The sequence below is a fragment of the Mesorhizobium sp. BR1-1-4 genome, from assembly GCF_020165375.1.
Taxonomy (GTDB): Bacteria; Pseudomonadota; Alphaproteobacteria; order Rhizobiales; family Rhizobiaceae; genus Mesorhizobium; species Mesorhizobium australicum.
In genome coordinates, this window is the sequence record NZ_JAIUIB010000014.1 from 13060 (window position 1) to 37043 (window position 23984).

The following is a 23984-nucleotide window of genomic DNA, read 5'->3' on the forward strand; positions in this document are numbered from 1 at the left end:
TGCTACAACGGGATCGAGCGGTCGTCGGCGAAGGCCTGCAGCAATGCCCGCATCGGCAGCCCTTGCGCCGGCGCCATCAGATTGTCGTCGAAGAAAGCCTTCAGCTCCTCCAGCGGCAGCTCCGTCAGCATGGCCTTGACCGGACCGATCGAGGCCGGCGACATCGAGATCGAGCGAAAACCGAGGCCGATCAGCGCCATCGCCGAGATCGGCTTGCCGGCGAGTTCACCGCACAGGGTGACGGGCGTATGATTGCGGGCGCCGGCGTCGGCGATCTGCTTGAGCACGCGCAGGAACGGCGCCGACAACGTATCGAAGCGGTTGGCCAGTTGCGTGTTGCCGCGGTCGACCGCCATGACGAACTGGAACAGGTCGTTCGATCCGACCGAGACGAAGTCGACCGCCTTCATCAGTTCGTCGAGCTGGAACAGCAGCGACGGCACTTCCAGCATGGCGCCCAGCTTGAGACTGGTCGGCAGGTGATGGGCGAAGCGTGAGAGATGCCGCACCTCGCGGTCGATGATTTCGCGCGCCTGGGCGATTTCGCCGAGCTCGGTCACCATCGGCAGCATCAGCTTGAGCTCGCGCCCGCCGCTGGCCTTGAGCAAGGCGCGGATCTGGGTGCGCAGCAAGCCCGGCCGATCTAGCGTCAGGCGGATCGCCCGCCAGCCGAGCGCCGGATTCTCTTCCTGGATCGCGCCCTTGAAATAGGGCAGCACCTTGTCGCCACCAATGTCGATGGTGCGGAAGGTGACCGGCTTGCCGCGCGCTGCCTCAAGCACGTCGCGGTAGAGTTTTTCCTGGGCTTCGGCGCGCGGAAAGGTCGACGCGACCATGAACTGCAGTTCCGTGCGGAACAGGCCAATGCCGGCGGCGCCCGCCTCCGCCAACTGCGGCAGGTCGACGGCAAGCCCGGCATTCATCAGCAGGTCGACCTGGACCCCGTCCCGAGTCGTCGACGGCTTCTTGCGCAGTTCGCGGTAGACCTCCTGCCGGCGCGCCCGGAACCGCACCTTCTCGGCATAGGCGGCTTCAAGATCGGATTGCGGCCGCAGATGGATCGCGCCTTCCTCGCCGTCGACGATGATGGCATCGCCGTTTTCCGCCATGGAAACGGCGCCCTTCATCTGTCCGGCGACGGGAATGCCCATGGCGCGCGCGACGATGACGACATGGCTGGTCGCCGCGCCATCCTCCAGCACCAGCCCGCGCAGCTTGTCGCGAGGATAGTCGAGCAGTTCGGCAGCGCCCATCGAGCGAGCGACGATGATGGCGTCCTTGGGCAGCGAGGCCGCGACATCCTCGGGTCCACGTCCCATCAGCTGGCGCAACAGCCGGTTGGCAAGATCGTCGAAATCGCTCATCCGCTCGCGCAGATAAGGATCGGTCATGTGCAGCATGCGGGCGCGCATGTCGCTCTGAACTTTTTCGACCGCCGCCTCGGCCGTCAGGCCGTTACGGATCGCCTCTTCCAGGCGGCGTACCCAGCCCCGGTCGTTGGCGAACATGCGGTAGGCTTCCAGCACCTGGCGATGCTCGCCCTCGAAGGCGACATCGCGGCGCTCCAGCATGTCGTCGATGGAAAGCCGCAGAGAACCAAGCGAGGCTTCGAGCCGCCGGACCTCTTCCTCGCTGTCCTCGTTGAACAAATTGGTGACGACGATACGCGGCTCGTGCAGCACGACGTGACCGAGCCCGACGCCATCGTTGAAGGACAGGCCGGTGAAGCTGACAGGCCGGCGCAGGTCGAGTTCGAGGCCTGGCCGGGTCAGCCGCGCCAGATCGCCGGTGGCGATCATCTCTGCGATGACCATGGCCGTGGTTTCCAGCGCCTCGACCTCGTCGTCGCGATAGTGGCGCATGGTCTTGTTCTGGACGACCAGGACGCCCAGCGTGCGCCCTGCCCTGAGCACCGGCACGCCGAGGAAGGAATTGTAGATCTCCTCCCCGGTCTCCGGCAGGTAGGCGAAGGCCGGGTGTTCTTGCGCGTTGGACAGGTTGAGCGGCCTGGCACTCGCGGCAATGGTGCCGACCAGGCCTTGCCCTAGCCGCAGCTGCGCCAAGTGGACGGCGTTCGGGTTCAGACCCTCGGTGGCGTAGAGCTCCAGCACCGAATCGGCGCGCAGCACGTAGAGCGAGCAGACTTCCGCGACCATGTTGGAGGCGATGTCGCGCACAATCCGGTCGAGCCGCTCCTGCGGCTCCAGCGGCTCCTGCATGAGCTCGCGGAGCCGTTTCAGCAAAACGCGCGGGCCAACGGCCGTGTCACGCATCGCGGCTTCTTCTCCAATAGACTTCTTGCCGGGGCAGTTTCCGCCGCGCCCGGCAAGTGCGCAACAGCTGATTCAGTCCTGCTACTGCTTATCCAGACCGTAGACGGAATGCAAAGTGCGAACCGCAAGTTCCGTATAGGGACCGTCGATCAGTATCGAAATCTTGATCTCGGAGGTGGTGATGGCGCGGATGTTGATCGCCTTGTCGGCCAGCGCCTTGAAGGCGGTGGCGGCGACGCCGGCATGGCTCCGCATGCCGATGCCGATGACCGAAACCTTCGACATGCCAGCTTCCGACTGCACGACATCGTAGCCGATCTCGGCTTTCAGCCGGTCGAGCACGGCCAGCGCCTTGTCGACATCGCCCGACGGCACGGTGAAGGTCATGTCGGTCAGCTTGCCGTCCTCGGAAATGTTCTGGACGATCATGTCGACATTGATGTTGGCCTCGGCCAGCGGTCCGAAAATGCCGGCGGCGACGCCCGGCCGGTCGCCGACGCGGCGCAGCGAAATCTGGGCCTCGTCCTTGGCATAGGCAATTCCGGTGACGACCTGCTGTTCCACGATCTCTTCCTCGTCGCAAATGAGCGTTCCCGGAGGATTGAGCAAATCCCCCATTCCGGGCGCATCGGGATCGTCGAAGGACGACCGCACGAAGGTACGCACCCTGTGCACCATGGCAAGCTCGACCGAACGCACCTGCAGAACCTTGGCGCCGAGCGAGGCCATTTCAAGCATTTCCTCGAACGATATCTTGGCCAGCCGCCGCGCTTTGGGCTCGATGCGCGGGTCGGTGGTGTAGACCCCATCGACGTCGGTGTAGATGTCGCAGCGGTCGGCCTTGACCGCGGCGGCGATCGCCACGGCGCTGGTATCGGAGCCGCCACGTCCGAGTGTCGCGATGCGGTTGTCCGGCCCGATGCCCTGGAAACCGGCGATGACAGCCACCTGGCCTTCGCCGAAGCGCTTGACCAGGAAGGCGCCGTCGATATCGAGGATGCGCGCCGCGCCATGCGCGTTGTCGGTCTTGATCGGAATCTGCCAGCCCTGCCAGGAGCGCGCATGCACGCCCATGTTCTGCAAGGTGATGGCGAGAAGGCCAGCCGTGACCTGTTCGCCGGAAGCGACGACCGCGTCATATTCGCGGGCATCGTGCATCGGTGAGGCCTCGCGGGTCCAGCCGACCAGTTCGTTGGTCTTGCCGGCCATCGCCGAAACCACCACAGCCACTTCGTGACCGGCGTCGACCTCGCGTTTGACGTGACGTGCCACGTTGCGGATGCGAGCGATGTCGGCGACGGAGGTCCCGCCGAATTTCATCACGATACGCGCCATGGAAGCGAAATGCCTTTGACTGGAGCCGGCCCGCGGCCGAAAATGGAAGAAAAGCGCCCGGCTGCCGCCGGCCACTGAATGCGCGGCCTCCATAGCCAAATGAGGAAGGTTTCGCAAGGCTGACGGCGGATTGCATAACAGCACGACATATTGCCTTCCGGCCCGGCGCCGCTTACCAAATGCTGCCCGCGGGAAATTGCTTTTGGTTCGGCATAACAGATGATTGCTCGGCTTCGGCGCGCCATGCGATTGCAATCGCTCCCGCTTGTCGCGGGCTTTGCGGTGCTGGCACTGATCGTCGGCACCCGTGCGGTGCTCGTCGAGAGCCAAAGGGCCAATCGTGCCGCCGCACGTGAGACAATCGAGTACCAGGAGCAGCTTTCCGGGCTGCTTTCATTGGCGCAGGAGGCCCAGAGTGGTCAGCGCGGCTACCTGCTGACCGGTGAAAAATCCTATCTGGAGCCTTACCGGAAGGCCGTCGAGGCAATTCCGGGACAATTGGCGCGGGTCGACAGCGCGACCGCTCCCGACGATCAGATCGCCCAGCAGATCGGCCACATCAAGGACGCGCTTTCGCAACAGCAGGCCGACCTGGCCGAAACCATAGCTCTTTACGAGCGAGGCGATGCGGCAAAGGCCCTGCAACTGGTCCGCAGTGGCCAGGGCAAGGCCGCCATGGACGAGATGCGGGCCAGCATGGACACAATCCGACGCATCGGCGCCGCCGCGGTGGCCGCGCGCGAAGAGCGTACCGACCGGGTCGAGGCCTGGCTGCGGATCGGCTCACTGGCCGCGTTGCTGGCGATTTTCCTGCTTGCCGCCTACACCATACGTCAATCCCGTCGCCGCTTCCACGAGGTGGTCGTCGCCCAGCAAGAGCTGATGCGCAAGAACATCGAACTCGGCAACGAGATCCAGACCCGTGAAAAGGCCGAATCCCAGATACGCCAGATGCAGAAGATGGAGGCTGTCGGACAGCTGACAGGCGGCATCGCCCACGACTTCAACAACATGCTGGCGGTGATCCTCAGCGCCATGAACCTTGCCCAGCGCAAGCTGAAGCGGGGCGAGCATGACATCGAAAAACTCGTCGAGGCCGCGACCGACGCGGCCAGCCGCGCCGCCAACCTGACATCCCGCCTGCTTGCCTTCTCCCGCCTGCAGCCTCTGGCGCCGCAGGTTGTCGACATCAACGGGCTGTTGACCGGCATGTCCGATCTTCTGCGCCGGACCTTGGGGGAAGGCATCCGCATCGAGACAGTATTAGCGGGCGGCCTGTGGAAAACCCACGCCGATCCCAGCCAGATCGAGAACGCGATCCTCAATCTGGCCGTCAATTCCCGCGACGCCATGGACAATGAGGGCAAGCTGACCATCGAGACTGTCAACAGCCACCTCGACGACGGCTATGCGTCGACGCACGCAGAAGTCACGCCTGGCCAATATGTGATGATCGCGGTAACCGACACCGGCGCGGGCATGTCGCCCGAGACCATCGCCAGGGCCTTCGAACCCTTCTTCACGACCAAGCCGGTCAACAAGGGCACGGGACTTGGGCTGAGCCAAGTGTTCGGCTTCGTCAAACAATCGGGCGGCCACGTCAAGATCTACTCCGAGCCCGGCGAAGGCACGACGATCAAGATCTACCTGCCCCGGTTTTTCGGAGCCGAGGAGCCGGCAGCGCCCGTCGGGCGCGATAAGAGCGCCGCCAAGGTCACCGAGACGATCCTCGTCGTCGAGGATGACCCCCGCGTGCGGGCCTCCACGACGGATGTCATGCGCGAACTCGGCTACATCGTCATCCATGCGGGAAGCGGACCGGAGGCCCTTCAGAAGCTCGCCGCGACACCAGGCATCGCCCTGCTTTTCACCGACATCGTCATGCCGGTGATGAACGGCCGCAAGCTCGCCGAGGAAGCGCTCGCGCGCCAGCCCGAGCTGAAAGTGGTCTTCACCACCGGCTTCACCAGGAATGCCGTGGTCCACAACGGCATGCTCGATCATGACGTGCACTTCCTGGCCAAGCCGTTCACCATCGAGCAGTTGGCGGCCAAGCTGCGTGATGTTCTGGACACGAAATAAGCCGGGCCTTTGATCGCCCAGCCACTTTGTCAGCAGAGGAAAATGTTGCCTTGACATTCGATGCCTCACGCCCGACTTCCTAGCGCATGACCCCGAAATCGACTTCGATTTCGGAAAGGGATCATGCGCAGAATCAAAGTGCTACAGCGTCCTTTGCGCGTCCGAAGGACGCGCGGCGCTGTAGCGTCCGAGGAGACCAACCGATGCCTGAGCCCCGACGATCGACGATCGATGCCGGAGAGGTGGAACGCTTTTCCGCCCTTGCCGCCGAATGGTGGAACCCGAACGGCAAGTTTCGTCCGCTGCACAAATTCAATCCGGTCCGGCTTTCCTATATCCGCGACCAGATCGCGGCGCGCTTCGGCCGCGACCCACGGGCGGCGCGGCCGTTCGAGGGCCTGCGCATCCTCGACATCGGCTGCGGCGGTGGCCTTTTGTGCGAGCCGATGGCGCGGCTCGGTGCCGAGGTGGTCGGAGCGGACGCGTCCGAAACAAACATCGAAGTGGCGAAACTGCATGCCGCCGAGGGCAATGTCAGCGTCGACTATCGTGCCACGACGGCGGAAGATCTCGCCGAGGCCGGTGAAAAATTCGATGTCATCCTCAACATGGAAGTGGTCGAACATGTCGCCGACATCGACCTGTTCGTCGCCAAATGCGGCGAGATGGTCAAACCCGGCGGCATCATGTTCGTGGCCACTATCAACCGCACGCTCAAGGCGCTCGGCCTCGCCATCATCGGCGCCGAATATGTGTTGCGCTGGCTGCCGCGCGGCACCCACCAATTCGGCAAGCTGGTGCGCCCGGAAGAGCTGGAAAAGGCGCTGCGCGGCGCCGGCCTGACCATCATCGACCGCACCGGCGTCTCCTACAATCCGCTTGCCGACCGCTGGGCGCGGTCGAAGGACATGGACGTCAACTACATGGTGCTGGCGGAAAAGGAATCGGTCTGACAGCCAATCCTCGGCCAGCCGAGGCCGGAGCCCGGCGGTGACGCTGACGGCAGTGCGACGTGCGCCTCGAAGCCGTCAGGCTTTCTGGCTCTGCGCCTTGGTGGTGATGAACACGCCCGCGGTGATGATGACGGCGCCGACCCAGGTCAGCAGTTGATAGTGTTCACCAAGGAAGATCGTGCCGGCAAACAGTCCGACCGCTGCCGCGACATAGCCGATCTGGCTGAGATAGACCGGACCGCCAACCGCCTGCAGCCGGAAGAAGAAAGCAAACATCGCCGATGCCGAGGCCATCTGCGCCACGACGATGAGCGGCACGGCGCCAAGCTGGACGAGGCCTTGCCTCCGAGCAAGGTCAGGATGCCGACGAGCAGCATCGCCGCGGACGCCAGATGGCTGCCGACCGCGAGTTCGATCGGACCGGTTCCTTCCGGCCAGTCGATGGTGCGGTAGATGTTGCCGGCGGCAAGGCTGACCGGGATCAGCAGCCCCGTCACCACCCAGAACAGATCGGCCGGCTGGCCAGCCTCGCCGCGCGTCACCGCCACCATGACGGCGCCGACGAAGCCGACGGCGATGCCTGATACGCCCAGCATGTTGGGGCGCCGGACGCCGAGCAGGATCGAAAACACCAATGTGATCACCGGCGACAGCGTGAACATGATGCCGGTGTAGCCGGCGCCCAGATGCGGAATGGCCGAAAACATCAGGAGATTGGGGACGGCATAGGACACTGCCGCGGTGACGAAGAAATAGCGCAGTTTGTGCGGGGTGAGCCGGATGCGCTGACCACGCGCCAGGAGCACGCCCAAAAGCACGCCGCCAGCGCCGAGCGAGATGACAAAGGCCCAGACCATGGCTGGCACGCCGGCCGCCGTGGCGAGCTTGCCGAAGGGCAGCGTCAGGCCCAGCAGGCCGCCGGTGACAACCAGCAGGCCGAGCGCCGAATCCCAGAGATATTTCATGATGGAACCCTATGGGTGGCACAGCCTCTTGGCCGGCGTTGAATATTGAGATAAGATAATGGAAAGATTCTTAACGTCAAGATACACTATGGTGAGATAGATGGACCGCGCTGGGAAAGCCATCGAGCAATGGCAGCGGGAACGGCCGGACCTGGATGTATCGCCGATGGCCGTGATCGGGCGTCTGAATGAGGTCTCCTCGCTGATAGCACGCGATCGCCTCGCCCCGCTGTTCGCCCGTTTCGGACTGCAGGCGGGAGAGTTCGATGTATTGGCGACGCTGCGCCGCTCCGGCTCGCCTTACGCGCTGACGCCGACCGCTCTCTATGAAGCGACGATGGTGACATCAGGCGCCATGACCAACCGGCTCGACCGGTTGGAAAAGGCCGGATTGATCCTGCGTGCACCGCACCCCAACGATCGGCGCGGCATCGTCGTGCGGCTGACCGAAAAGGGGCTCGCCTTGATCGACGAGGCCGTTGCAGCCCATGTGGCGAACGAGCATCAGATCCTATCCGGTCTGACACAGACCGAACGGGAAACGCTTTCGCACCTGCTGGAAAAATTGATCGGCAGCGTGAGCTGATCGCTCAGTTCCGGTCGTCCGGAAACACCGGGATCGGCATGAACTCGACGCCATCCTCGGCCAGGCCCTTGGCCTCCTCCAGCGTCGCCTCGCCATAGATGCCGCGCGCATCGGTTTCGCCGAAATGGATCTTGCGCGCTTCCTCGGCGAACTTGTCGCCGACATAGTCGGCGTTTTCGCGCACCTTCTCGGCCATCGCCTTCAGCTGCGCCAGCGCCTGCTTCTGCGCCTCGCCCATGGCAAGCGCTATGGTTTCCTGCTTGCGGGCCGTGGAAACGGCCGGGGCCATCAGCGCCTTCTCGACCTTGTGCGAGCCGCAGCTGGGGCAATCGACAAAACCGCGCTTCTTCTGCGTGTCGAAATCGTCATTGCTGCGAAACCAACCCTCGAACTCATGCTCGTTTTCGCAGATCAGGGAAAAGCGGATCAAGATGCGGCGCCCCTGAGACGCGGCCCCTCGCCGGTATTGATGGTGAAATCCCGCGCATTCCTGAGATTGGGGATCTTCTTGCGCGCGGCAAGCGACTGCGCCGGGTCGATCTCCGCGACAATCACCGCTGGCTCGTCATGCGCGGCTTCGGCGATGATGCGGCCCCACGGATCGACGATCAGCGAATGCCCATAGGTCTCGCGGCCGTCCTCGTGCAGGCCGCCTTGCGCGGCGGCGACGACATAGGCGCCGTTCTCAATGGCACGTGCCCTGAGCAGCACATGCCAATGCGCTTCGCCGGTCTGGCGGGTGAAGGCCGCGGGCACGGTCAGCACCTCGGCGCCGGCCATCGCTTCGGCACGGAACAATTGCGGAAAACGCAGGTCGTAACAGACGGCAAAGCCTAGTTTGGCATCGTTGATCGGGATAACGACGGCTTCGGTCCCCGGCTCATAGGCGGCGGATTCGCGCCAGCTTTCGCCGTTATCGAGGTCGACGTCGAACATGTGGATCTTGTCGTAGGTGGCGAGCGTCGCGCCATCGGGTCCGAACAGGAGCGCGCGGTTGGCGAGCTTGCCGTCGGCGCGCAGTATGGCGGTCGAGCCAACGTGCAGGAAGATGCCAAGCTCACTGGCGAGCTTCCGCGCGGTTGCGACAACGATGTCCTTGTCCTGCGAGGTGAAGGAGGCGGCACGCGCTTCCTTGTCGCGGATCAGCGCGCCGGTCATCTCCGGCGTCTGGATATAGATCGCGCCCTGGCCCGCGGCCTCGCGCACCAGCCGCTCCATATCGGCCGCATTGCGCTCGGGGCTCTCGCCTGAACGCATCTGCACTGCCGCCGCCTTGAAAACACCCGCCGTCTTGAAAACACCCATTGTCATACCCTCAAATCGACGAGCCGTTGGCGAGCAGTTTGTCCAGTCGGCCTTCTGCCTCCAGATCATGGAGGTCGTCGCAGCCACCGACATGTGTGTCACCTATGAAAATCTGCGGAAAGGTCGTGCGCCCGTGCGCTCGCGACATCATCTCCTGGCGCAGTTCCGGGGAGAAGGAAGCGTCGTGCTCGGTATAGGCGACGCCTTTGCGCTCCAGCAACCGCTTGGCCGCCGTGCAGTAGCCGCACATCATGCGCGTATAGATCGTGACATCGACCATGACGAGTTCCGCTTCCGTTGCCGACTTATATAGTCACGGACTCGTCCGCCCGGAAGTCCCCCGGCAACACGCGGGCAAAGGTCAGCACGTCGACGGCGGCCGCACCTCCCCTTTTCAGCGCCTTGGTGGCGGCACGCACGGTGGCGCCGGTGGTGTAGACATCGTCGATCAGAAGCACCCTGCGGCCGGCAATCTCGATCTCGGCCTCTGCCGGCACGCGAAAGGCGGCGCGTACGTTTTCCTCGCGCTCCTGCCGCTCCAGTCCGACCTGCTGGCGGGTGAGTTTCACGCGCCGCATGGCGGAGGGCGCGAAAGACAGCCCGCTGAGCTCGCAAACCGCGCGCGCCAGTTCCGCCGACTGGTTGAACCGCCGCCTGAAGAAACGGCGCCAATGCAGCGGCACCGGCACCACCACATCCGCGTCGGCGATGAGCTCGGCGCCCACACGGACCATCCAGCGCGCCATCCAGGGTGCGAGATCCGTGCGGTCCTGGTATTTCAGCCCTTGCACCATCTGGCGGGCAACGCCGGAGTAGACGACCGCGGCCCGTGCCCGTTCGAAGGGAGGCGGATCCGCGATAGCCTCCGCCGACAGAAAACCATCGCCCATGTGATGGGTGAACGGCGTGCCCATCACCGGACACCAGGGCCGCTCCAGCAGCCGCAGCTTCGGCCAGCAGTCGCCGCACAACACACCGGGCTGCGAGACCTGCCGGCGGCAGCCGGCGCAGACCGGCGGAAACAGGATGCGCGCCGGCCAGCCCAGAGCCGACCGGGCAGCAGACCCGGCTAGCTTACCGATCTCGACGGACTTGATCTTGGGCATCGGATCGGCCACGTGATTGGTTGCTCGGCACCACCATACCAACCATATCAGGGCGCCGACATACAAGGATCAATCCCTTGCAGCCTATAATGGACACCTCTCTGTGGCTGGCGCACAAGCGGCGCGCGCTCATCCATCCGGTTGACGGCGCCGACTTCCTCATGCGCCGTGCCGCCGAGGATCTCGCCGACCGGCTGGGCGCCGTCGAGCGAAAGTTCGCCAAGGCGGCGGTGCTGTTTTGCCAGACATCGGCCGCGGCCGATGTCCTTGCGCGGAGCGGCAAGGTGGCGGATCTCGCCCGTGTCGAGACGGCCGCGGCTTTCCTGAACGGTGCCGCCGGCCTGATTGCGCCGCCGGAGACCGTCCCGTTCGAGCCGCAAAGTCTTGATCTGGTGGTATCGCTTTTGTCGCTGCAGGCGATGAACGACATCCCGGGCATGTTGATCCAGATCCGTCGCGCGCTGCGGCCGGACGGACTTTTTCTCGGCGCTTTCGCAGGCGCCGGCACGCTTGCGGAACTGCGCGAAAGCCTGCTTGCCGCCGAGACAGAGCTCTACGGCGGCGTCAGCCCTCGCGTCATCCCCTTCACCGACGTACGCGATGCCGGTGCGTTGCTGCAGCGCGCCGGTTTCGCGCTGCCGGTCGCCGACGTCGAGACGGTGACGGTGCGCTATGCCAACCCGTTTGCCCTGATGGCGGATCTGCGTGCCATGGGCGAAACCAACGCGCTGGCCGATCGCAGCCGGCGGCCGGGCACGCGCCAGCTGTTTGCCCGCGCCGCGGAAATCTACGCCGAACGCTTTTCCGACCCCGACGGTCGTATCAGGGCAAGCTTCTCGACGGTCTGGATGTCCGGCTGGGCGCCCGATGCATCGCAGCAAAAGCCGCTGAAACCCGGTTCAGCCAAGGTTTCGCTGAAGACTATACTGGAGGGACCTGATGGGCATTGACCTATTCGCAGGCACCAGCCTCATTGCGCAAAGGCGTTGGCAAGCCTGCTGGAGTTGTCGCTGAACAGCCAGGTCAGCGAGTTGAAGACCTGGCCGATACCGCCGATGATCGTCAACGATAGCACGGCAATGATCAGACCGTATTCGACGACCGTGGCGCCGTTTTCGTCCTCCAGAAAACGCACCAGCACTGTTTTCATGACCTCGATCCCCGTTGCCGAAACTTTTACCGCGGATCTGTTAAGAAAGGTTAACGGCAAAGGCTTAACAGGCGGTGAAGTCGCCGACCGTCGGAAATGTCCTGGCCTTGTCAGCAGTCGCCACTGCTTTTGCCATCGGAACGGATAATGCAGACGCCTCCCGGATCGGCCTGCAGCACGCTGCGGCGTACCGTATAGGTGCTGCGATGGCTGATCGAACCGGTAGCCGTCATGTCCAGGCCGGGGAAACCGTCGCGGGCCGTTTGCGAACGCGCCTGGCTGTCGAGGAAAGGGGTCGCGATCAACGCCAGCGCCACGGCGGCCGATCCGAACAGCAGCGTGAGGCGCAGGACGCCCATGCCCGCATCAGCGACACGAAAGCCGCGCTCGGGCCGGATCGAATCCCAATCCCTGTCCAGGCTCATTCTATCGCTCCCCAGCGAAATGGCGGCGGCCGCACGAAAAACGGCCATGCATCAATTTTTCATGATGAGATAAATCTTCCATTAACGCTGGCTGATATGGACGGTGGTCCAATCAAATCCTCAAAGGAGATCGATCAGGAAGGGGATCAGTGGCGCATCGGCCGGCGGCATCGGATAGTCGCGCATCTGTTTGGGCCGCACCCATTTCAGCGCCTGCCCTTCCCTCGGCTGGGCGATGCCGCGGAAGCGGCGGCAGACAAAAAGCGGCATCAGCAAGTGGAAGTCGTCATAGGAATGGCTGGCGAAGGTCAGCGGCGCCAGGCATGGGATCTCGGTCTCGATACCGATCTCCTCCTGCAGTTCACGGATAAGGCATTGTTCCGGCGTCTCGCCCGGCTCGACCTTGCCGCCGGGAAACTCCCACAGGCCGGCGAGTTGCTTGCCTTGCGGCCGCTGCGCCAGCAGCACGCGACCATCGGCATCGACCAGCGCGCAAGCGGCGACCAGAAGCAGGCGCTTGCCGGCGATCGTCACATCATTCATGTCCGATTTCACCCATGAACAGGCGGCCGGCGGTAGTGGTAGCGATAGACTTCCTCGAAGCCGAGCGCGCGGTAGAGCGCCAGCGCCGGCGCGTTGCCGGCCTCGACCTGCAGCCAGGCTTCCCGTGCGCCGCGCAGCCTCGCCCATTTCAGCGCCGACAGGATCAGGTTGCGGCCGTGGCCCTTGTTGCGCGCCGCCTTGTCGGTAGCGACCTCGAACAGGCCGGCGAGATCGCCGTCATGCACGCAGATCAGCGTCGCCAGCGGCTCCGTCCCATCCTCGAGTGCGAACAGCCCGGCTTCAGGCTGGATAGCGCCGATGATCTCCGACAGGCCCGGCCGCAGCGACACGTCCGATCCGCTGACCTTGAGCAATGCGCCGATGAAGCGGCTGATGTCCTTGAGCGGGATCTGGTCCATGGCGGCGTCGAGCTGCGCGTCGGCCAGCGGCAGCCGCATGACCAGCGATTCGTCGAACCGACTCCAGCCCTCCTTGTCGAGATGACTGGCAAGATCGGGACCCGACAATGGCGACATGCGGAACGTCAGCGGCCGGCCGTACGCGTCGAAACGGCGGCTCGCGCGGCCGATGCGGTCGGCGATGTGCTGGATGTCGCCGGGATCGAGCGGATTGACCGAGTTCAGCCGCTTGGCCGGATGACCGGCGGTCAGGCGCACCACCCAGGTGCCGTCATAGTGGATGGCGGCCGCGGGCCAGGCGCGAAAGCCGGCCGCCTCATAGCGGCGCACGGTCGCGAGCATGCTTGCGGGATGACGCGAAACCAAGGCGATCAGCTCCGGTAGTCGCCATTGATGGCGACATATTCCTTGGTGAGATCGCAGGTCCACACCGTCGCCTTGCCGCGGCCGATGCCGATATCGGCGCGGATGCGGATGTCGTCGCGCTTCATATAGGCCGAGGTCTTTTCTTCCGAATAGCTGGGGTCGCGCTCACCCTCATGCGCCAGCCTGTTGTCGCCGAACCAGATCGACAGCCGGTCGCGATCCGCGGGCTCGCCGGCCTTGCCGACGGCCATGACGACGCGGCCCCAATTGGCGTCCTCGCCGGCGACCGCCGTCTTGACCAGCGGCGAATTGGCGATCGACAGCGCGATGCGTTTGGCCGAGCGGGCCGACTTGGCCCCGGTGACGGTGACCTCGACCTGCTTGCGGGCGCCCTCGCCGTCGCGCACCACCTGCAACGCCAGCGACTTCAGCACCTTGCCGAGCGCCCGGCGGAACTGGCCAAGGCGGGCGTCCCTGGGATCGGTGATCTCGGGCGCGCCGCGCTTTGCCGCCTTGCCGGTGGCAAACAACAGCAGCGTGTCGCTGGTCGAGGTATCGCTGTCCACGGTGACAGCATTGAACGTCTTGGCCGTGCCGCGCGACAATAGGTCCTGCAGGGCAGGAGCCGCGATCGGCGCGTCGGTGGCAATGAAGGACAGCATCGTCGCCATGTCGGGCGCGATCATGCCGGCGCCTTTGGAAATGCCATTGATGGTCACATCGGCGTCGCCGAGCTTGACCGTCGCCGTCGCCACTTTCGGATACGTATCCGTGGTCATGATGGCCTTTGCCGCCTCTGTCCACAGGTCCGGCTTGCCGTCGCTGACCAGCCCGGCGAGCAGATGGCTGAACTTGGCCGTGTCGAGCGGTTCGCCAATGACGCCGGTCGAGGCCAGGAAAACCTCGCCTGCCGTGCAGCCCGCGGCCTTCGCCGCCGCTTCGCCCGTCAGAGCGGTGGATTCGCGGCCCTTCTGCCCGGTGAAGGCGTTGGCGTTGCCGGAATTGACGACCAGCACCCGCGCCTTGCCCGAGCCAAGGTTCTGGCGGCAGAAATCAACCGGCGCCGAGGGACATTTCGACCTGGTGAACACGCCGGCGACCGCGGTGCCTGCATCGAACACCATGGCCAGCAGGTCGGTGCGGCCCTTGTACTTTATCCCTGCTTCGGCGGTGGCGATGCGCACCCCTTCGATTTCTGGCATTTTGGGGTATTTCTTCGGCGCAAGCGGGGAAATCGTCGTGGACATTCAGACCTCGGGCGGGAAAATCGCAAGGGAAGGCCGGTTTGCCCGATACGGCGAGCCGGTGCAAGCGCGTTTTCGTCGCTCCCGCGGAGGGCAAACCCGTTCAGGATCAAGCTTGCATTTCAAATCTGTTGGCGTCGCCGGGGTCCGTGGCGCTATGATCTTCCACATTGGCAGGCGGGATCACTTATCGTTGCCAGCGAATTGAAACGAGGACGACAGGCATGGCCGAGGAGGCGGATACGGCGCGCAGATCGATCGGTGCGCGGCGCAATCCCGACAGCGCGGACGCCATTCTGGAGGCGGCCGAGGCAGTGCTGGTCGAAGGCGGCTATGCCGGCTTCTCGATCGAGGCCGTGGCGCGCCGCGCGCGCGCCGGCAAGCCGACCATCTATCGCTGGTGGCCAAGCAAGGCGGCATTGCTGCTCGAAGTCTATCAGCGCCAGAAACGCGTCGACATCCCAGACAGCGGAAGCTTGGAAGAAGACCTCGTCGGCTTCCTGAAAAACCTGTTCGCGCATTGGCGCGACACGCCTTCGGGCAGCGTGTACAGGTCGCTGATTGCCGAGGCGCAATCGGACGAGACCGCCGGCGCGGCGCTCGCCGGCTATGCCACGGGGCGCCGGACTCACAACAGCCAGATCGTGGACCGCGCCAAGGCAAGGGGTGAGATTGCCGACGATATCGATTCAGAGGTGGTCGCCGATCTGATCGGGTCCTTCGCCTGGAAGCATCTTTTGACCAACCGTCTCGACGTGGATGAAGCCACGATACGAACCGCTGTTGGCTATGTCACGCGAGGCATCGTCACGCCCAAGCGCTAAAGAACGGCAAAAAATAGGCGCGGCGAGCTATCACTCGCCGCGCCGTTCCTGATTGCGTGTGTTACTTGGCGCTTTCCAGCGTGTCGACGGCCTTCTTCAGATTGGCGTCGGGAATCTCGACCTTGGCGCCGGCGCGAAGCGACTTGACCAGCGCGAAATACTTGTCGCGGATGACCGCCTGCTTGGCCTGGTCCTTGACGTCGTCGAAGGCCGGCGGCTGCTTGGCGCGCTTGTCCTCGAGCTTTATGACATGCCAGCCGAACTGCGTCTGCACCGGCTCCTTGGTGTATTTGCCGACCTCGAGCGCGAAGGCCGCCTTGTCGAACTCCGGCACCATCTGGCCAGGTCCGAACCAGCCGAGATCGCCGCCATTGGACTTGCCCGAGGGATCGCTGGTGTGCTCGTTGGCGAGCTTCTGGAAATCGCCGCCGCCGTCGAGCTGCTTGATGATCGCCTCGGCCTCTTCCTTCGTCTTCACGAGGATGTGACGGGCATGCAGCTCGTTGACCGGCGGCGTGTTGGCGATTTCCTGGTCGTAGCGGGCGCGAACCTCGGCGTCGGTGACCTTGTCGACCACACCCTTCTCGACCATCTCGCCATGCAGCGCGCGCTGCTGCAGGAAAGCCATGCGGCGCTGGAAGTCAGGATCCTTGTCGAGACCGTCGGTGACCGCCTTGGCTGCCATGACGCGGATTTCGATGGCCGCCGAAAGTGCCGCGGCGCGGCGCTGCTCGGGCGGCAACTGCGCGAACTGCTGCGACAGCTCGCCTTCGGCAAGCACCAGATCCGCTTCGGTCAAGGGCTGGCCGTTGACGGTGGCGATCACCGTATTCGGGTCGACCGGCGCTGCGGCCGGGGCAGCCGCATCCGCCGGCGCGGCGGGGGCGGCCGGAGCGGGAGCGGTCTCCTGCGCCGTGACAGGCGACAAGCAAAGAGCCGACAGGCCGAGGGCCAGGCCAAGGCTGGCAAGCGACGCACGGCTGAACAACAAGGACATAAGGATGACTCCGGTCAGGGATTGTAGGGAGGGTGGCTTCCAGATCAGCCAGATTGTGGCGGAATTTGGCGCGACCGGCAGGGCCAGCGCGGCGTTGACATCAGTTGAGCCCCCTCTTATCTGTCCATCGACTTGGCGTCCAGAACCGTTTTCCGGGCGCTTTTTGTGTTTGCCCGTATTCAGGCGGTGCGTTCACGTGGATGTGATGGGGCCGGCCGGCGCCTGTCTCAAGATTGAGAATTCTATCGAAAGGACCATTGGATGGTCAGTCTCGGCGGTCTCGCCCGTAAGGTTTTCGGTTCCTCCAACGACCGTCGGGTCAAATCGACCCGCCCCCGTGTCGAGGCGATCAACGCCATGGAAAACGAGATGCGGGCGCTCTCCGATGCCGAGCTTGCCGGCCGCACGGAAAAATTTCGCCAGGATATCGCCAACGGCGCCAGCCTCGACGATCTGCTGATCCCAGCCTTCGCAACCGCCCGCGAGGCCGCGCGCCGCGTGCTTGGCATGCGCCCCTTCGACGTCCAGCTGATCGGCGGCATGGTGCTGCACAATGGCGGCATCGCCGAGATGCGCACCGGCGAGGGCAAGACCCTGGTCGCGACGCTGCCGGTCTATCTCAACGCGCTCGCCGGCAACGGCGTCCATGTCGTTACCGTCAACGACTACCTCGCCACCCGCGACTCCGAATGGATGGGCCGCGTCTACAAATTCCTCGGCCTCTCGGTCGGCGTTATCGTCCACGGCCTGTCGGACGAGGAGCGTCGCGTCGCCTACGCCTCCGATGTCACCTACGCCACCAACAACGAGCTCGGCTTCGACTATCTGCGCGACAACATGAAGTACGAGCGCGCCCAGATGGTGCAGCGCGGTCACAATTACGCGATCGTCGACGAGGTCGATTCCATTCTGGTCGACGAAGCGCGCACGCCGCTGATCATTTCCGGTCCGCTCGAGGACCGTTCGGAAATGTACAACACCATCGACACCTTCATCATCCAGCTGCAGCCGCAGGATTATGAGATCGACGAGAAGCAGAAGACCTCGATCTTCACCGAGGAAGGCACCGAGAAGCTGGAGAACATGCTGCGCGATGCCGACCTGCTCAAGGGCGAGTCGCTCTACGACGTCGAGAACGTCGCCATCGTCCACCACGTCAACAACGCGCTGAAGGCGCACCGGCTGTTCCAGCGCGACAAGGACTACATCGTGCGCAACGGCGAGATCGTCATCATCGACGAGTTCACCGGCCGCATGATGCCCGGCCGCCGCTATTCGGAAGGCCTGCACCAGGCGCTTGAAGCCAAGGAACACGTGGCGATCCAGCCGGAGAACCAGACGCTTGCTTCCGTCACCTTCCAGAACTACTTCCGCCTCTACAAGAAGCTTTCCGGCATGACCGGCACGGCGCTGACCGAAGCCGAGGAATTCGGCAACATCTACGGTCTCGAAGTCACCGAGATCCCGACCAACCTGCCGGTCATCCGCAAGGACGAGGACGACGAGGTCTACCGGACGGTCGAGGAGAAGTACAAGGCGATCGTCAGGGAGATCCGCGAAGCCAGCGCCAAGGGCCAGCCGACACTGGTCGGCACGACCTCGATCGAAAAGTCCGAGCAGTTGGCCGAGCGCCTGCGCAAGGAGGGCTTCACGGATTTCGAGGTTCTGAACGCCCGCCACCACGAGCGGGAAGCGGCAATCGTTGCCCAGGCGGGCAAGCCCGGCGCCATCACCATCGCCACCAACATGGCCGGCCGCGGTACCGACATCAAGCTTGGCGGCAATGCCGAGATGCGCATTGCCGAGGAGCTGGGCGACATGCCGGAAGGTCCCGAACGCGAAGCGCGCGAAAAGGAAATCAATGCCGACGTCGAGCGCCTGAAGGAAAAGGCGCTGGCCGCCGGCGGCCTCTACGTGCTTGCCACCGAGCGCCATGAATCGCGCCGCATCGACAATCAGCTCAGAGGCCGCTCTGGCCGCCAGGGCGACCCCGGCCGATCGAAATTCTTCCTGTCGCTGCAGGACGATCTGATGCGCATCTTCGGCTCCGAGCGCATGGACGGCATGCTGCAGAAGCTCGGCCTCAAGGAAGACGAGGCCATCATCCATCCCTGGATCAACAAGGCGCTGGAAAAGGCGCAGAAGAAGGTCGAGGCGCGCAACTTCGACATCCGCAAGAACCTGTTGAAATATGACGACGTCTCCAACGACCAGCGCAAGGTGGTGTTCGAGCAGCGCATCGAGCTGATGGACGGCGAGGGCCTTTCGGAGACCATCGGCGAGATGCGCGCGGGCGTCATCGACGAGATCGTCGCCAAGGCCATTCCCGAAAACGCCTATGCCGAACAGTGGGACGTCGCCGGCCTGAAGGCCGAGGTCGCCGAATTCCTCAATCTAGACCTGCCGATCGAGGATTGGGTGAAGGAAGAAGGCATCGCCGAGGACGACATCCGCGAGCGCATCTCTCAAGCCGCCGACGCCGCGGCACAAGAACGCGCAGACCGTTTCGGTCCCGAGGTGATGAACTATGTCGAGCGCTCCGTGGTGCTGCAGACGCTCGACCATCTGTGGCGCGAACACATCGTCAATCTCGACCATCTGCGTTCGGTCGTCGGCTTCCGCGGCTACGCCCAGCGCGATCCGCTGCAGGAATACAAGAGCGAGGCGTTCGAGCTGTTCCAGGCGATGCTCGGCAATCTGCGCCAGGCCGTCACCGCGCAGCTGATGCGCGTCGAACTGGTCCGCCAGGCCGCCGAAGCGCCGCCGCCTGAAGCGCCCGACATGTTCGGCACGCATATTGACGGCACCACCGGCGAGAATGATTTCGAAGGCGGCGAAACGGCCCTTCTGGTACGCCAGGAAAGCACCGCCATCGTCGCTCCCGAGGACCGCGACCCTAACAACCCCGCAACCTGGGGCAAGGTCGGCCGCAACGAAGCCTGCCCCTGCGGCTCCGGCAAGAAATACAAGCACTGCCACGGGACTTTCGCGTAAAGACCTGCAGGATCGGTGTTCCCCGGACTTCTGATCCGGGGGCGGCTCCCATATTGTCAGATCAGCCCGGAATCGCGCGCCGCGGCGGTTGCCTCGCCGCGCGAAACGGCGTCCAGCTTGCCCAGCACCGCTGAGACATGATGATCGACGGTCTTCGGTGAGATGGTTAGGTGCTCGGCGATTCTCTTATTGGAGAAACCGCGCTCGATCAGGTGCAGAACCTCCATTTGGCGAAGCGTCAGGCCAGCGTGATTGGCGCGTGTGCTCTGCCGCGGTCCCCTGGCGATGTTATGGACGCCATTCTGCCGCATGACGGCGCGGACGTGCTGGGCCACCGGCCGGGCACCGAGCCCTTCGAATATGTCCAGGGCCAGGCGCAGCGCCGGCTCGTCGCCGTACAACAGGGCGAGCGCCCGTTCGAACGGAGCGCCCAGCCGGGCCCACAGCATCGCGGCACCACGCCAGTCGCCGGTGAGCAGCAGGCGATAGGGCTCCGCCATGCCGGTCGTGTCGCCAGGATCGCTTTCAGGTGACAAGAGCAGCCGCCAGACGGCCAACTCGGCGAACATCGCTCTCGTCGGCGACAGGCTTTCGGCCAGGTCGATCAGGCGAAGTGCCTCTTCGGTGTCGCCTTGCCCGAGCCATGCCAGTTCGGCCATCGACGCCGTGTAGGGGACCAGCCGCTGCAGCTCCATTCCTTTGTCTAGGAACCGCTTCATTTCGTCCAGCAAGGGCGCGGCCGGATCGCCTCGTCTTATGCGCAATTTCGCCAGCGCGACCAAGGATGGGTAACGCACCAGGGCCGTGGTCGCATTATCGTCGATGACGTCGTGAGCCATCGCGGCCGCATCGTCCCAAAGGCCGCGTCGCAAAAGCAATTGCGCCTGCACGCCCCGCATATAGTCGCGCCAGGTCGCGAGGTCATTCTCGACGCAATAGGCAATGCCCCGGTCGAGAAAGGATTGCGCCCGGACAAGGTCGAGCTGGTTCATTTCGGCGCAGGCGCAATTGGTGAAGCCGCGTGCGGCGTGCTCCTGGAAATTCTGCCCGAGCGCGATGTCAAGGCTGCGGGCGAGATGCAGACGGCCCTTGGCCAGGTCAAGCCACTGCTCGGCGGAGCCAAGATTGTTGAGCGCATGACAGACTATCTCCGGCTTGTTCAACCGTTCGGCCAAACCGACTGCCTTGCAGCCGAGCAGCAACGTCTCGTCGAGCTTCTCGGCCAGCATCGCCAGCTGCGAGAGATTGGAATAGGCCATGGCAAGCTCCGGACTGGCCGGCGCCTGTTCCAGCAACTCCACCGCCTGTGCCCCGAACAGGTCCGCCTGTTCTCGGTCACCCACCAGATAGGCGAAGCGCGACAGGCATCTGAGGCTGTCGCCCTCCCTGAGCGTGTCGCCCAACGCCTGCTGCAACCGCCGCGCCTGGCCCTGCGCCTCGATGGCCATATCGATGCGGCCGATCAGATGGCATTCAAAGGCATAGCTTTCGTAAAGCCTCGCCCGGTCGCCCATAGGCAGGCTGTCGGCGTGCCGCAGGGCGACCTCGTAATAGCCGGCCGCATCGCGATGCGCGCCGACGCGGGAAGCCTCGCGCGCCGCAAGCGGGGCAAGCTCGCGCACCGCTTCCAAATTCTGGGCCTCCACCGCATGGTGGACAAGTCTTGCCGTAGCCACCTCGGCGTTTTCCTGCAGTGCGGAAAGCGCGCGCTGGTTGAATTCGCGCCGATGGCTTGGCGTCAGCGCCATCTCGACGGCGCGACGGGCGATCTCGTGGCGGAAGGCATAGCCATCGCCGAGGTCGTCGAGCAGGCCGTTCGAGACACACTCTGCCAGCTGGCCCGCGCTGGCGACACCACAGAGGCCGCGCAGCGCCCAGACATCGGCGCGGCGTGGAAACACCGACACCGCGTCGAGCATAGAGCGCCCGCCCGGCGACAGGCGCTCGGCACGCGCCAGCACAGCGTCGCGGACGCTGGCCGGCGGGATCATCTCGCTTTCGGCAGCCAGCAACTCGGTGACGAAGAAGGCGTTGCCCGCGGTGGCGCGATAGATTGCGCTGCCGTCGCGGTTGGCGGCTTCGGCAAGCGACAACACCGCCGCTTCGCTAAGCAGCGGCACTTCGATACGCTGGACGTTGGCGGCCGGAATTTCACCGAGCACCCGACGCGCGCGCATCTGTCCTTCGCTGCGGTCGGTGCGTGCCGTGAACAGCACCAGCATATGCGTGTTGGCGATGCGTCGGCCCAGGAAACGGACGAAATCCAGGGTCGCGTCGTCGGCCCAGTGCATATCCTCGATGACCAGCAGGCCCGGCCGAGACCTCGCCTCGAAAACCTCGAGAGCGTCTGAAAACAGGGGCAGCCGCTGGCCTTGCCGGTCATCGATCGCCCGGGGCAGTGCCCACTGCGCGTCCCGGGCCAGATCGTAGAGGGGTCCCAGCGGATCGGGGATCGACAGATCCTCGCAGGCGCTGCGGAATATGGAAACGTGCTGCCCAACACCGCTTACGAACGCCTCGACGAGTGCCGTCTTGCCGGCGCCGGCCTCACCCAGCAATGCCGCCACGCGGCCGCGACCGCGCGCCGCCGCCGCGAGCAGTTCCTCCAACTGATCAAGTTGCGCCTGCCGCTCCAGAAGCATCGTTACTGGCCCATGAGTATCGTCGTCTGCCCCATCCCCCAGGATACCCACGCTTCGGTATCCGCAGTGTGGCTCCAAGATCGAACGTCGAAAACATAGGGAATCGTCCCGCGAAATATGGGGAAAGGCTCCGATGCGCGCTTTCGAAGGCCATGGTTTTTCTCCGACCGCGCTCATTTCGAGCGTGAATCAATCGTAAAAGGAAGCCATTCCATGCCTCGCTATCTGATCGAACGGACATTCCCTGACGGACTCAACCTGCCGATGAACGACATCGGCGCAACGGCGCTTGGCGGTATCATCATGCGCAATGCCGAGAAGGGGGTCACCTGGGTGCAGTCCTTCGTCTCGCCCGACAAGAGCAAGAGTTTCTGCATCTACGACGCCCCCTCGCCGGAGGCCATCCGCAGCACGGCGCAGAAGAATTCCCTGCCGGTGGACAAGATCACGGAGGTGAGGGTCCTGGACCCCTACTTTTATCGCTGATCCAATGGAGCAAGGATGGAGCCATGAGCGTGAAATTGTCCTGGGCAATGATAGCGGGCGGTTTTCCCTGTTGTCCCCTCCCGAAACGGCCGCCGGCATGGCGTTCGACCCTGCACCCCACCGGCGCGGTCTCGCATCGCGGATTGTCTCCGCGCTGCTATCGCCATTGCGAGGCCGGCGCGGGCGCCTGCCTCCGCAAGACGATTATTTGAGACGGGACGTCGGTCTGCCGGAGCACGAGATGCGGCGGGACTACTGGGAATACTGGTGGGGGCACCAATGAGACCGCGGTCCGGTTAGACGGGATGGACGAGGATCGAACCCGTCCCGTACTGCCAATCCCATGCCGCGGGCGTCTGCAGCCAGGCCTGGCCTTGCTGGCCGGCCTGGGCGCCTGCCGGATCATCAACAATCAATGGAGAACAAAATGAACGTCAATTTCTGGCGCCTTGCCGCGCTGTTCATCACGTCGATCGCCTCCACCGCCGCATCGGCGGGGAAGGACAATCCGCTCGCCGACGAGGTGCGGGCGGCCAACAGCCGCTTCGCGAACGTCGCGGCGGCCACCGCCGAGGGCTATGCGCCGATTCCTTGCGCCAGTGGCATCACTGGCGGCGCCATGGGCATCCATTACGTCAATGGCGCCTATCTGAAGGACGATGCGATCGACCTCGCCAAGCCGGAGGCCGTGATGTACGAGCCGATGTCCGATGGCACGCTGAAGCTGGTGGCCGTCGAATACATCACCGCGAAGGGTCCGGCCTCGCTCGGAGGCCAGTTGTTCAACTTCAACAGCGCTCCCAACCGCTATGGCCTCGGCCCTTTCTACGAACTTCATGTCTGGGCCTGGAAGCAAAACCCGACCGGCGCCTTCGCCGACATGAACCCGAACGTCTCGTGCGACGCCATGAAAAAGGCCGACTGACGGCACCCGGCCTGCCGGTCCAGTCCGGCAGGCCTTTCGCGCGCATCGCGAGGAGAAATCATGCCCGAAATCGATGTCGTCCTGGCGAGGCCGCGCACCCGGCCTTCGCGCCTGATGGCCGTTACCGCTTGGCTTGCACACGGATGGCACCTGCGGCATGGCCGGCGCCGCTTGGAGGCCATGCCCGGTTTCATGCTGAAGGACATCGGTATCAGCCGTTGCGCGATCGACCATGTCGCAACGCGCGGAGAGGCGCGCCGCCGGTAGATCCGACTGGGCGACAAACGGCGCCGCGCCTGTGCGGCACCTTCACCGTTCGTCGACCCTCAGCCATTACGCACGCCCTCCCCACCCACGCTTTCTT

22 protein-coding genes and 1 pseudogene are annotated in these 23984 nt (G+C 64.3%); 9 read left to right on the forward strand and 14 right to left on the reverse strand.

From position 1 onward, the window contains the following. Positions 1–2: 2 nt before the first annotated feature. Positions 3–2273, reverse strand: a complete 2271-nt coding sequence (gene ptsP, locus LB571_RS25755) for a phosphoenolpyruvate--protein phosphotransferase (protein ID WP_015315601.1) — start codon at positions 2271–2273, stop codon at positions 3–5. A gap of 81 nt (positions 2274–2354) precedes the next feature. After that, positions 2355–3608 (reverse strand): aspartate kinase, encoded by a 1254-nt coding sequence (locus LB571_RS25760; RefSeq protein WP_015315600.1) that lies wholly within the window; start codon positions 3606–3608, stop codon positions 2355–2357. A gap of 243 nt (positions 3609–3851) precedes the next feature. Here LB571_RS25760 and LB571_RS25765 point away from each other — a divergent pair, with 243 nt between their 5' ends. After that, on the forward strand, positions 3852–5690 hold the full coding sequence (locus LB571_RS25765) for a CHASE3 domain-containing protein (RefSeq protein WP_224599130.1): 1839 nt from the start codon (positions 3852–3854) through the stop codon (positions 5688–5690). Positions 5691–5893: 203 nt separating this feature from the next. After that, positions 5894–6643 (forward strand): bifunctional 2-polyprenyl-6-hydroxyphenol methylase/3-demethylubiquinol 3-O-methyltransferase UbiG, encoded by a 750-nt coding sequence (ubiG, locus tag LB571_RS25770; protein WP_015315598.1) that lies wholly within the window; start codon positions 5894–5896, stop codon positions 6641–6643. A 75-nt stretch (positions 6644–6718) separates the two neighbouring features. Here the strand turns inward: ubiG and LB571_RS25775 are convergent. Then, positions 6719–7608, reverse strand: a pseudogene (locus LB571_RS25775) (DMT family transporter). 100 nt (positions 7609–7708) lie between these two features. Between LB571_RS25775 and LB571_RS25780 the strand changes: the two are divergent. Then, the gene (locus tag LB571_RS25780; protein WP_015315596.1) at positions 7709–8194 is read left to right on the forward strand and encodes a MarR family winged helix-turn-helix transcriptional regulator; all 486 of its coding nucleotides are present in this window, start codon (positions 7709–7711) and stop codon (positions 8192–8194) included. A gap of 4 nt (positions 8195–8198) precedes the next feature. Here LB571_RS25780 and LB571_RS25785 read toward each other — a convergent pair whose 3' ends face one another. The 4 genes from LB571_RS25785 to LB571_RS25800 are packed head-to-tail and all read right to left on the reverse strand — an operon-like array spanning position 8199 to position 10617. Beyond that, the gene (locus tag LB571_RS25785) at positions 8199–8624 is read right to left on the reverse strand and encodes a DUF1178 family protein (protein ID WP_023770735.1); all 426 of its coding nucleotides are present in this window, start codon (positions 8622–8624) and stop codon (positions 8199–8201) included. Beyond that, a complete protein-coding gene (locus tag LB571_RS25790) occupies positions 8621–9499 on the reverse strand; it encodes a carbon-nitrogen hydrolase family protein (RefSeq protein ID WP_015315594.1) in 879 nt (292 codons plus the stop codon). Before LB571_RS25790 ends, LB571_RS25785 begins: the two co-directional genes overlap by 4 nt. A 10-nt stretch (positions 9500–9509) precedes the next feature. Further along, a complete protein-coding gene (grxC, locus tag LB571_RS25795; RefSeq protein ID WP_127280365.1) occupies positions 9510–9779 on the reverse strand; it encodes a glutaredoxin 3 in 270 nt (89 codons plus the stop codon). A 25-nt stretch (positions 9780–9804) separates the two neighbouring features. After that, entirely contained in the window at positions 9805–10617 is an 813-nt protein-coding gene (locus LB571_RS25800) for a ComF family protein (RefSeq protein ID WP_140713097.1), read from the reverse strand. A 65-nt stretch (positions 10618–10682) separates the two neighbouring features. On the opposite strand from LB571_RS25800, the gene LB571_RS25805 reads away from it, so the two are divergent. Beyond that, positions 10683–11555: a methyltransferase domain-containing protein gene (locus tag LB571_RS25805; RefSeq protein ID WP_140713095.1), complete on the forward strand. Its 873-nt coding sequence runs from the start codon at positions 10683–10685 to the stop codon at positions 11553–11555. A gap of 20 nt (positions 11556–11575) precedes the next feature. On the opposite strand, the gene LB571_RS25810 is transcribed toward LB571_RS25805, so the two are convergent. The 5 genes from LB571_RS25810 to argJ form a co-directional block, all read right to left on the reverse strand. Next, complete coding sequence (locus LB571_RS25810; RefSeq protein WP_015315590.1) at positions 11576–11755, reverse strand: Flp family type IVb pilin; 180 nt, start codon at positions 11753–11755, stop codon at positions 11576–11578. A gap of 110 nt (positions 11756–11865) precedes the next feature. Then, positions 11866–12180 carry a hypothetical protein gene (locus LB571_RS25815; protein ID WP_015315589.1) on the reverse strand — a complete coding sequence of 105 codons (315 nt, stop codon included), beginning with the start codon at positions 12178–12180 and terminating at the stop codon, positions 11866–11868. A 120-nt stretch (positions 12181–12300) separates the two neighbouring features. Then, positions 12301–12723, reverse strand: a complete 423-nt coding sequence (locus tag LB571_RS25820; protein WP_140823951.1) for a (deoxy)nucleoside triphosphate pyrophosphohydrolase — start codon at positions 12721–12723, stop codon at positions 12301–12303. Between the two features lie 8 nt (positions 12724–12731). Continuing rightward, positions 12732–13484, reverse strand: coding sequence for a GNAT family N-acetyltransferase (locus tag LB571_RS25825; RefSeq protein ID WP_140824012.1), 753 nt, complete (start codon positions 13482–13484; stop codon positions 12732–12734). A 29-nt stretch (positions 13485–13513) separates the two neighbouring features. After that, on the reverse strand, positions 13514–14755 hold the full coding sequence (gene argJ / locus LB571_RS25830; protein ID WP_140823952.1) for a bifunctional glutamate N-acetyltransferase/amino-acid acetyltransferase ArgJ: 1242 nt from the start codon (positions 14753–14755) through the stop codon (positions 13514–13516). Positions 14756–14976: 221 nt separating this feature from the next. Here argJ and LB571_RS25835 point away from each other — a divergent pair, with 221 nt between their 5' ends. After that, the gene (locus tag LB571_RS25835) at positions 14977–15576 is read left to right on the forward strand and encodes a TetR/AcrR family transcriptional regulator (RefSeq protein ID WP_140616860.1); all 600 of its coding nucleotides are present in this window, start codon (positions 14977–14979) and stop codon (positions 15574–15576) included. 61 nt (positions 15577–15637) lie between these two features. Here the strand turns inward: LB571_RS25835 and LB571_RS25840 are convergent, their stop codons facing one another. Then, positions 15638–16573 (reverse strand): peptidylprolyl isomerase, encoded by a 936-nt coding sequence (locus tag LB571_RS25840; protein WP_140616859.1) that lies wholly within the window; start codon positions 16571–16573, stop codon positions 15638–15640. Between the two features lie 261 nt (positions 16574–16834). On the opposite strand from LB571_RS25840, the gene secA reads away from it, so the two are divergent. Beyond that, complete coding sequence (gene secA / locus LB571_RS25845) at positions 16835–19567, forward strand: preprotein translocase subunit SecA (protein WP_140720276.1); 2733 nt, start codon at positions 16835–16837, stop codon at positions 19565–19567. Between the two features lie 56 nt (positions 19568–19623). Here the strand turns inward: secA and LB571_RS25850 are convergent, their stop codons facing one another. Then, positions 19624–22209, reverse strand: coding sequence for a helix-turn-helix transcriptional regulator (locus LB571_RS25850; RefSeq protein WP_224599133.1), 2586 nt, complete (start codon positions 22207–22209; stop codon positions 19624–19626). A gap of 213 nt (positions 22210–22422) precedes the next feature. On the opposite strand from LB571_RS25850, the gene LB571_RS25855 reads away from it, so the two are divergent. From LB571_RS25855 to LB571_RS25865, 3 genes are all read left to right on the forward strand, one after another. Continuing rightward, positions 22423–22695 (forward strand): DUF4242 domain-containing protein, encoded by a 273-nt coding sequence (locus LB571_RS25855; protein ID WP_023770749.1) that lies wholly within the window; start codon positions 22423–22425, stop codon positions 22693–22695. Positions 22696–23122: 427 nt separating this feature from the next. After that, positions 23123–23620: a hypothetical protein gene (locus LB571_RS25860; RefSeq protein WP_140787749.1), complete on the forward strand. Its 498-nt coding sequence runs from the start codon at positions 23123–23125 to the stop codon at positions 23618–23620. 60 nt (positions 23621–23680) lie between these two features. Next, positions 23681–23887, forward strand: a complete 207-nt coding sequence (locus LB571_RS25865; RefSeq protein WP_015315579.1) for a DUF1127 domain-containing protein — start codon at positions 23681–23683, stop codon at positions 23885–23887. Positions 23888–23984 lie beyond the last annotated feature (97 nt).

Bases quoted from the DNA above. Each gene is read 5' to 3' on its own strand.
- ptsP (WP_015315601.1), bottom strand. From the start codon at position 2,273: ATGCGTGACACGGCCGTTGGCCCGCGCGTTTTGCTGAAACGGCTCCGC.
- LB571_RS25760 (WP_015315600.1), bottom strand. From the start codon at position 3,608: ATGGCGCGTATCGTGATGAAATTCGGCGGGACCTCCGTCGCCGACATC.
- LB571_RS25765 (WP_224599130.1), top strand. From the start codon at position 3,852: ATGCGATTGCAATCGCTCCCGCTTGTCGCGGGCTTTGCGGTGCTGGCA.
- ubiG (WP_015315598.1), top strand. From the start codon at position 5,894: ATGCCTGAGCCCCGACGATCGACGATCGATGCCGGAGAGGTGGAACGC.
- LB571_RS25780 (WP_015315596.1), top strand. From the start codon at position 7,709: ATGGACCGCGCTGGGAAAGCCATCGAGCAATGGCAGCGGGAACGGCCG.
- LB571_RS25790 (WP_015315594.1), bottom strand. From the start codon at position 9,499: ATGGGTGTTTTCAAGACGGCGGGTGTTTTCAAGGCGGCGGCAGTGCAG.
- grxC (WP_127280365.1), bottom strand. From the start codon at position 9,779: ATGGTCGATGTCACGATCTATACGCGCATGATGTGCGGCTACTGCACG.
- LB571_RS25810 (WP_015315590.1), bottom strand. From the start codon at position 11,755: ATGAAAACAGTGCTGGTGCGTTTTCTGGAGGACGAAAACGGCGCCACG.
- LB571_RS25815 (WP_015315589.1), bottom strand. From the start codon at position 12,180: ATGAGCCTGGACAGGGATTGGGATTCGATCCGGCCCGAGCGCGGCTTT.
- LB571_RS25820 (WP_140823951.1), bottom strand. From the start codon at position 12,723: ATGAATGATGTGACGATCGCCGGCAAGCGCCTGCTTCTGGTCGCCGCT.
- LB571_RS25825 (WP_140824012.1), bottom strand. From the start codon at position 13,484: ATGCTCGCGACCGTGCGCCGCTATGAGGCGGCCGGCTTTCGCGCCTGG.
- argJ (WP_140823952.1), bottom strand. From the start codon at position 14,755: ATGTCCACGACGATTTCCCCGCTTGCGCCGAAGAAATACCCCAAAATG.
- LB571_RS25835 (WP_140616860.1), top strand. From the start codon at position 14,977: ATGGCCGAGGAGGCGGATACGGCGCGCAGATCGATCGGTGCGCGGCGC.
- LB571_RS25840 (WP_140616859.1), bottom strand. From the start codon at position 16,573: ATGTCCTTGTTGTTCAGCCGTGCGTCGCTTGCCAGCCTTGGCCTGGCC.
- secA (WP_140720276.1), top strand. From the start codon at position 16,835: ATGGTCAGTCTCGGCGGTCTCGCCCGTAAGGTTTTCGGTTCCTCCAAC.
- LB571_RS25850 (WP_224599133.1), bottom strand. From the start codon at position 22,209: ATGCTTCTGGAGCGGCAGGCGCAACTTGATCAGTTGGAGGAACTGCTC.
- LB571_RS25855 (WP_023770749.1), top strand. From the start codon at position 22,423: ATGCCTCGCTATCTGATCGAACGGACATTCCCTGACGGACTCAACCTG.
- LB571_RS25860 (WP_140787749.1), top strand. From the start codon at position 23,123: ATGAACGTCAATTTCTGGCGCCTTGCCGCGCTGTTCATCACGTCGATC.
- LB571_RS25865 (WP_015315579.1), top strand. From the start codon at position 23,681: ATGCCCGAAATCGATGTCGTCCTGGCGAGGCCGCGCACCCGGCCTTCG.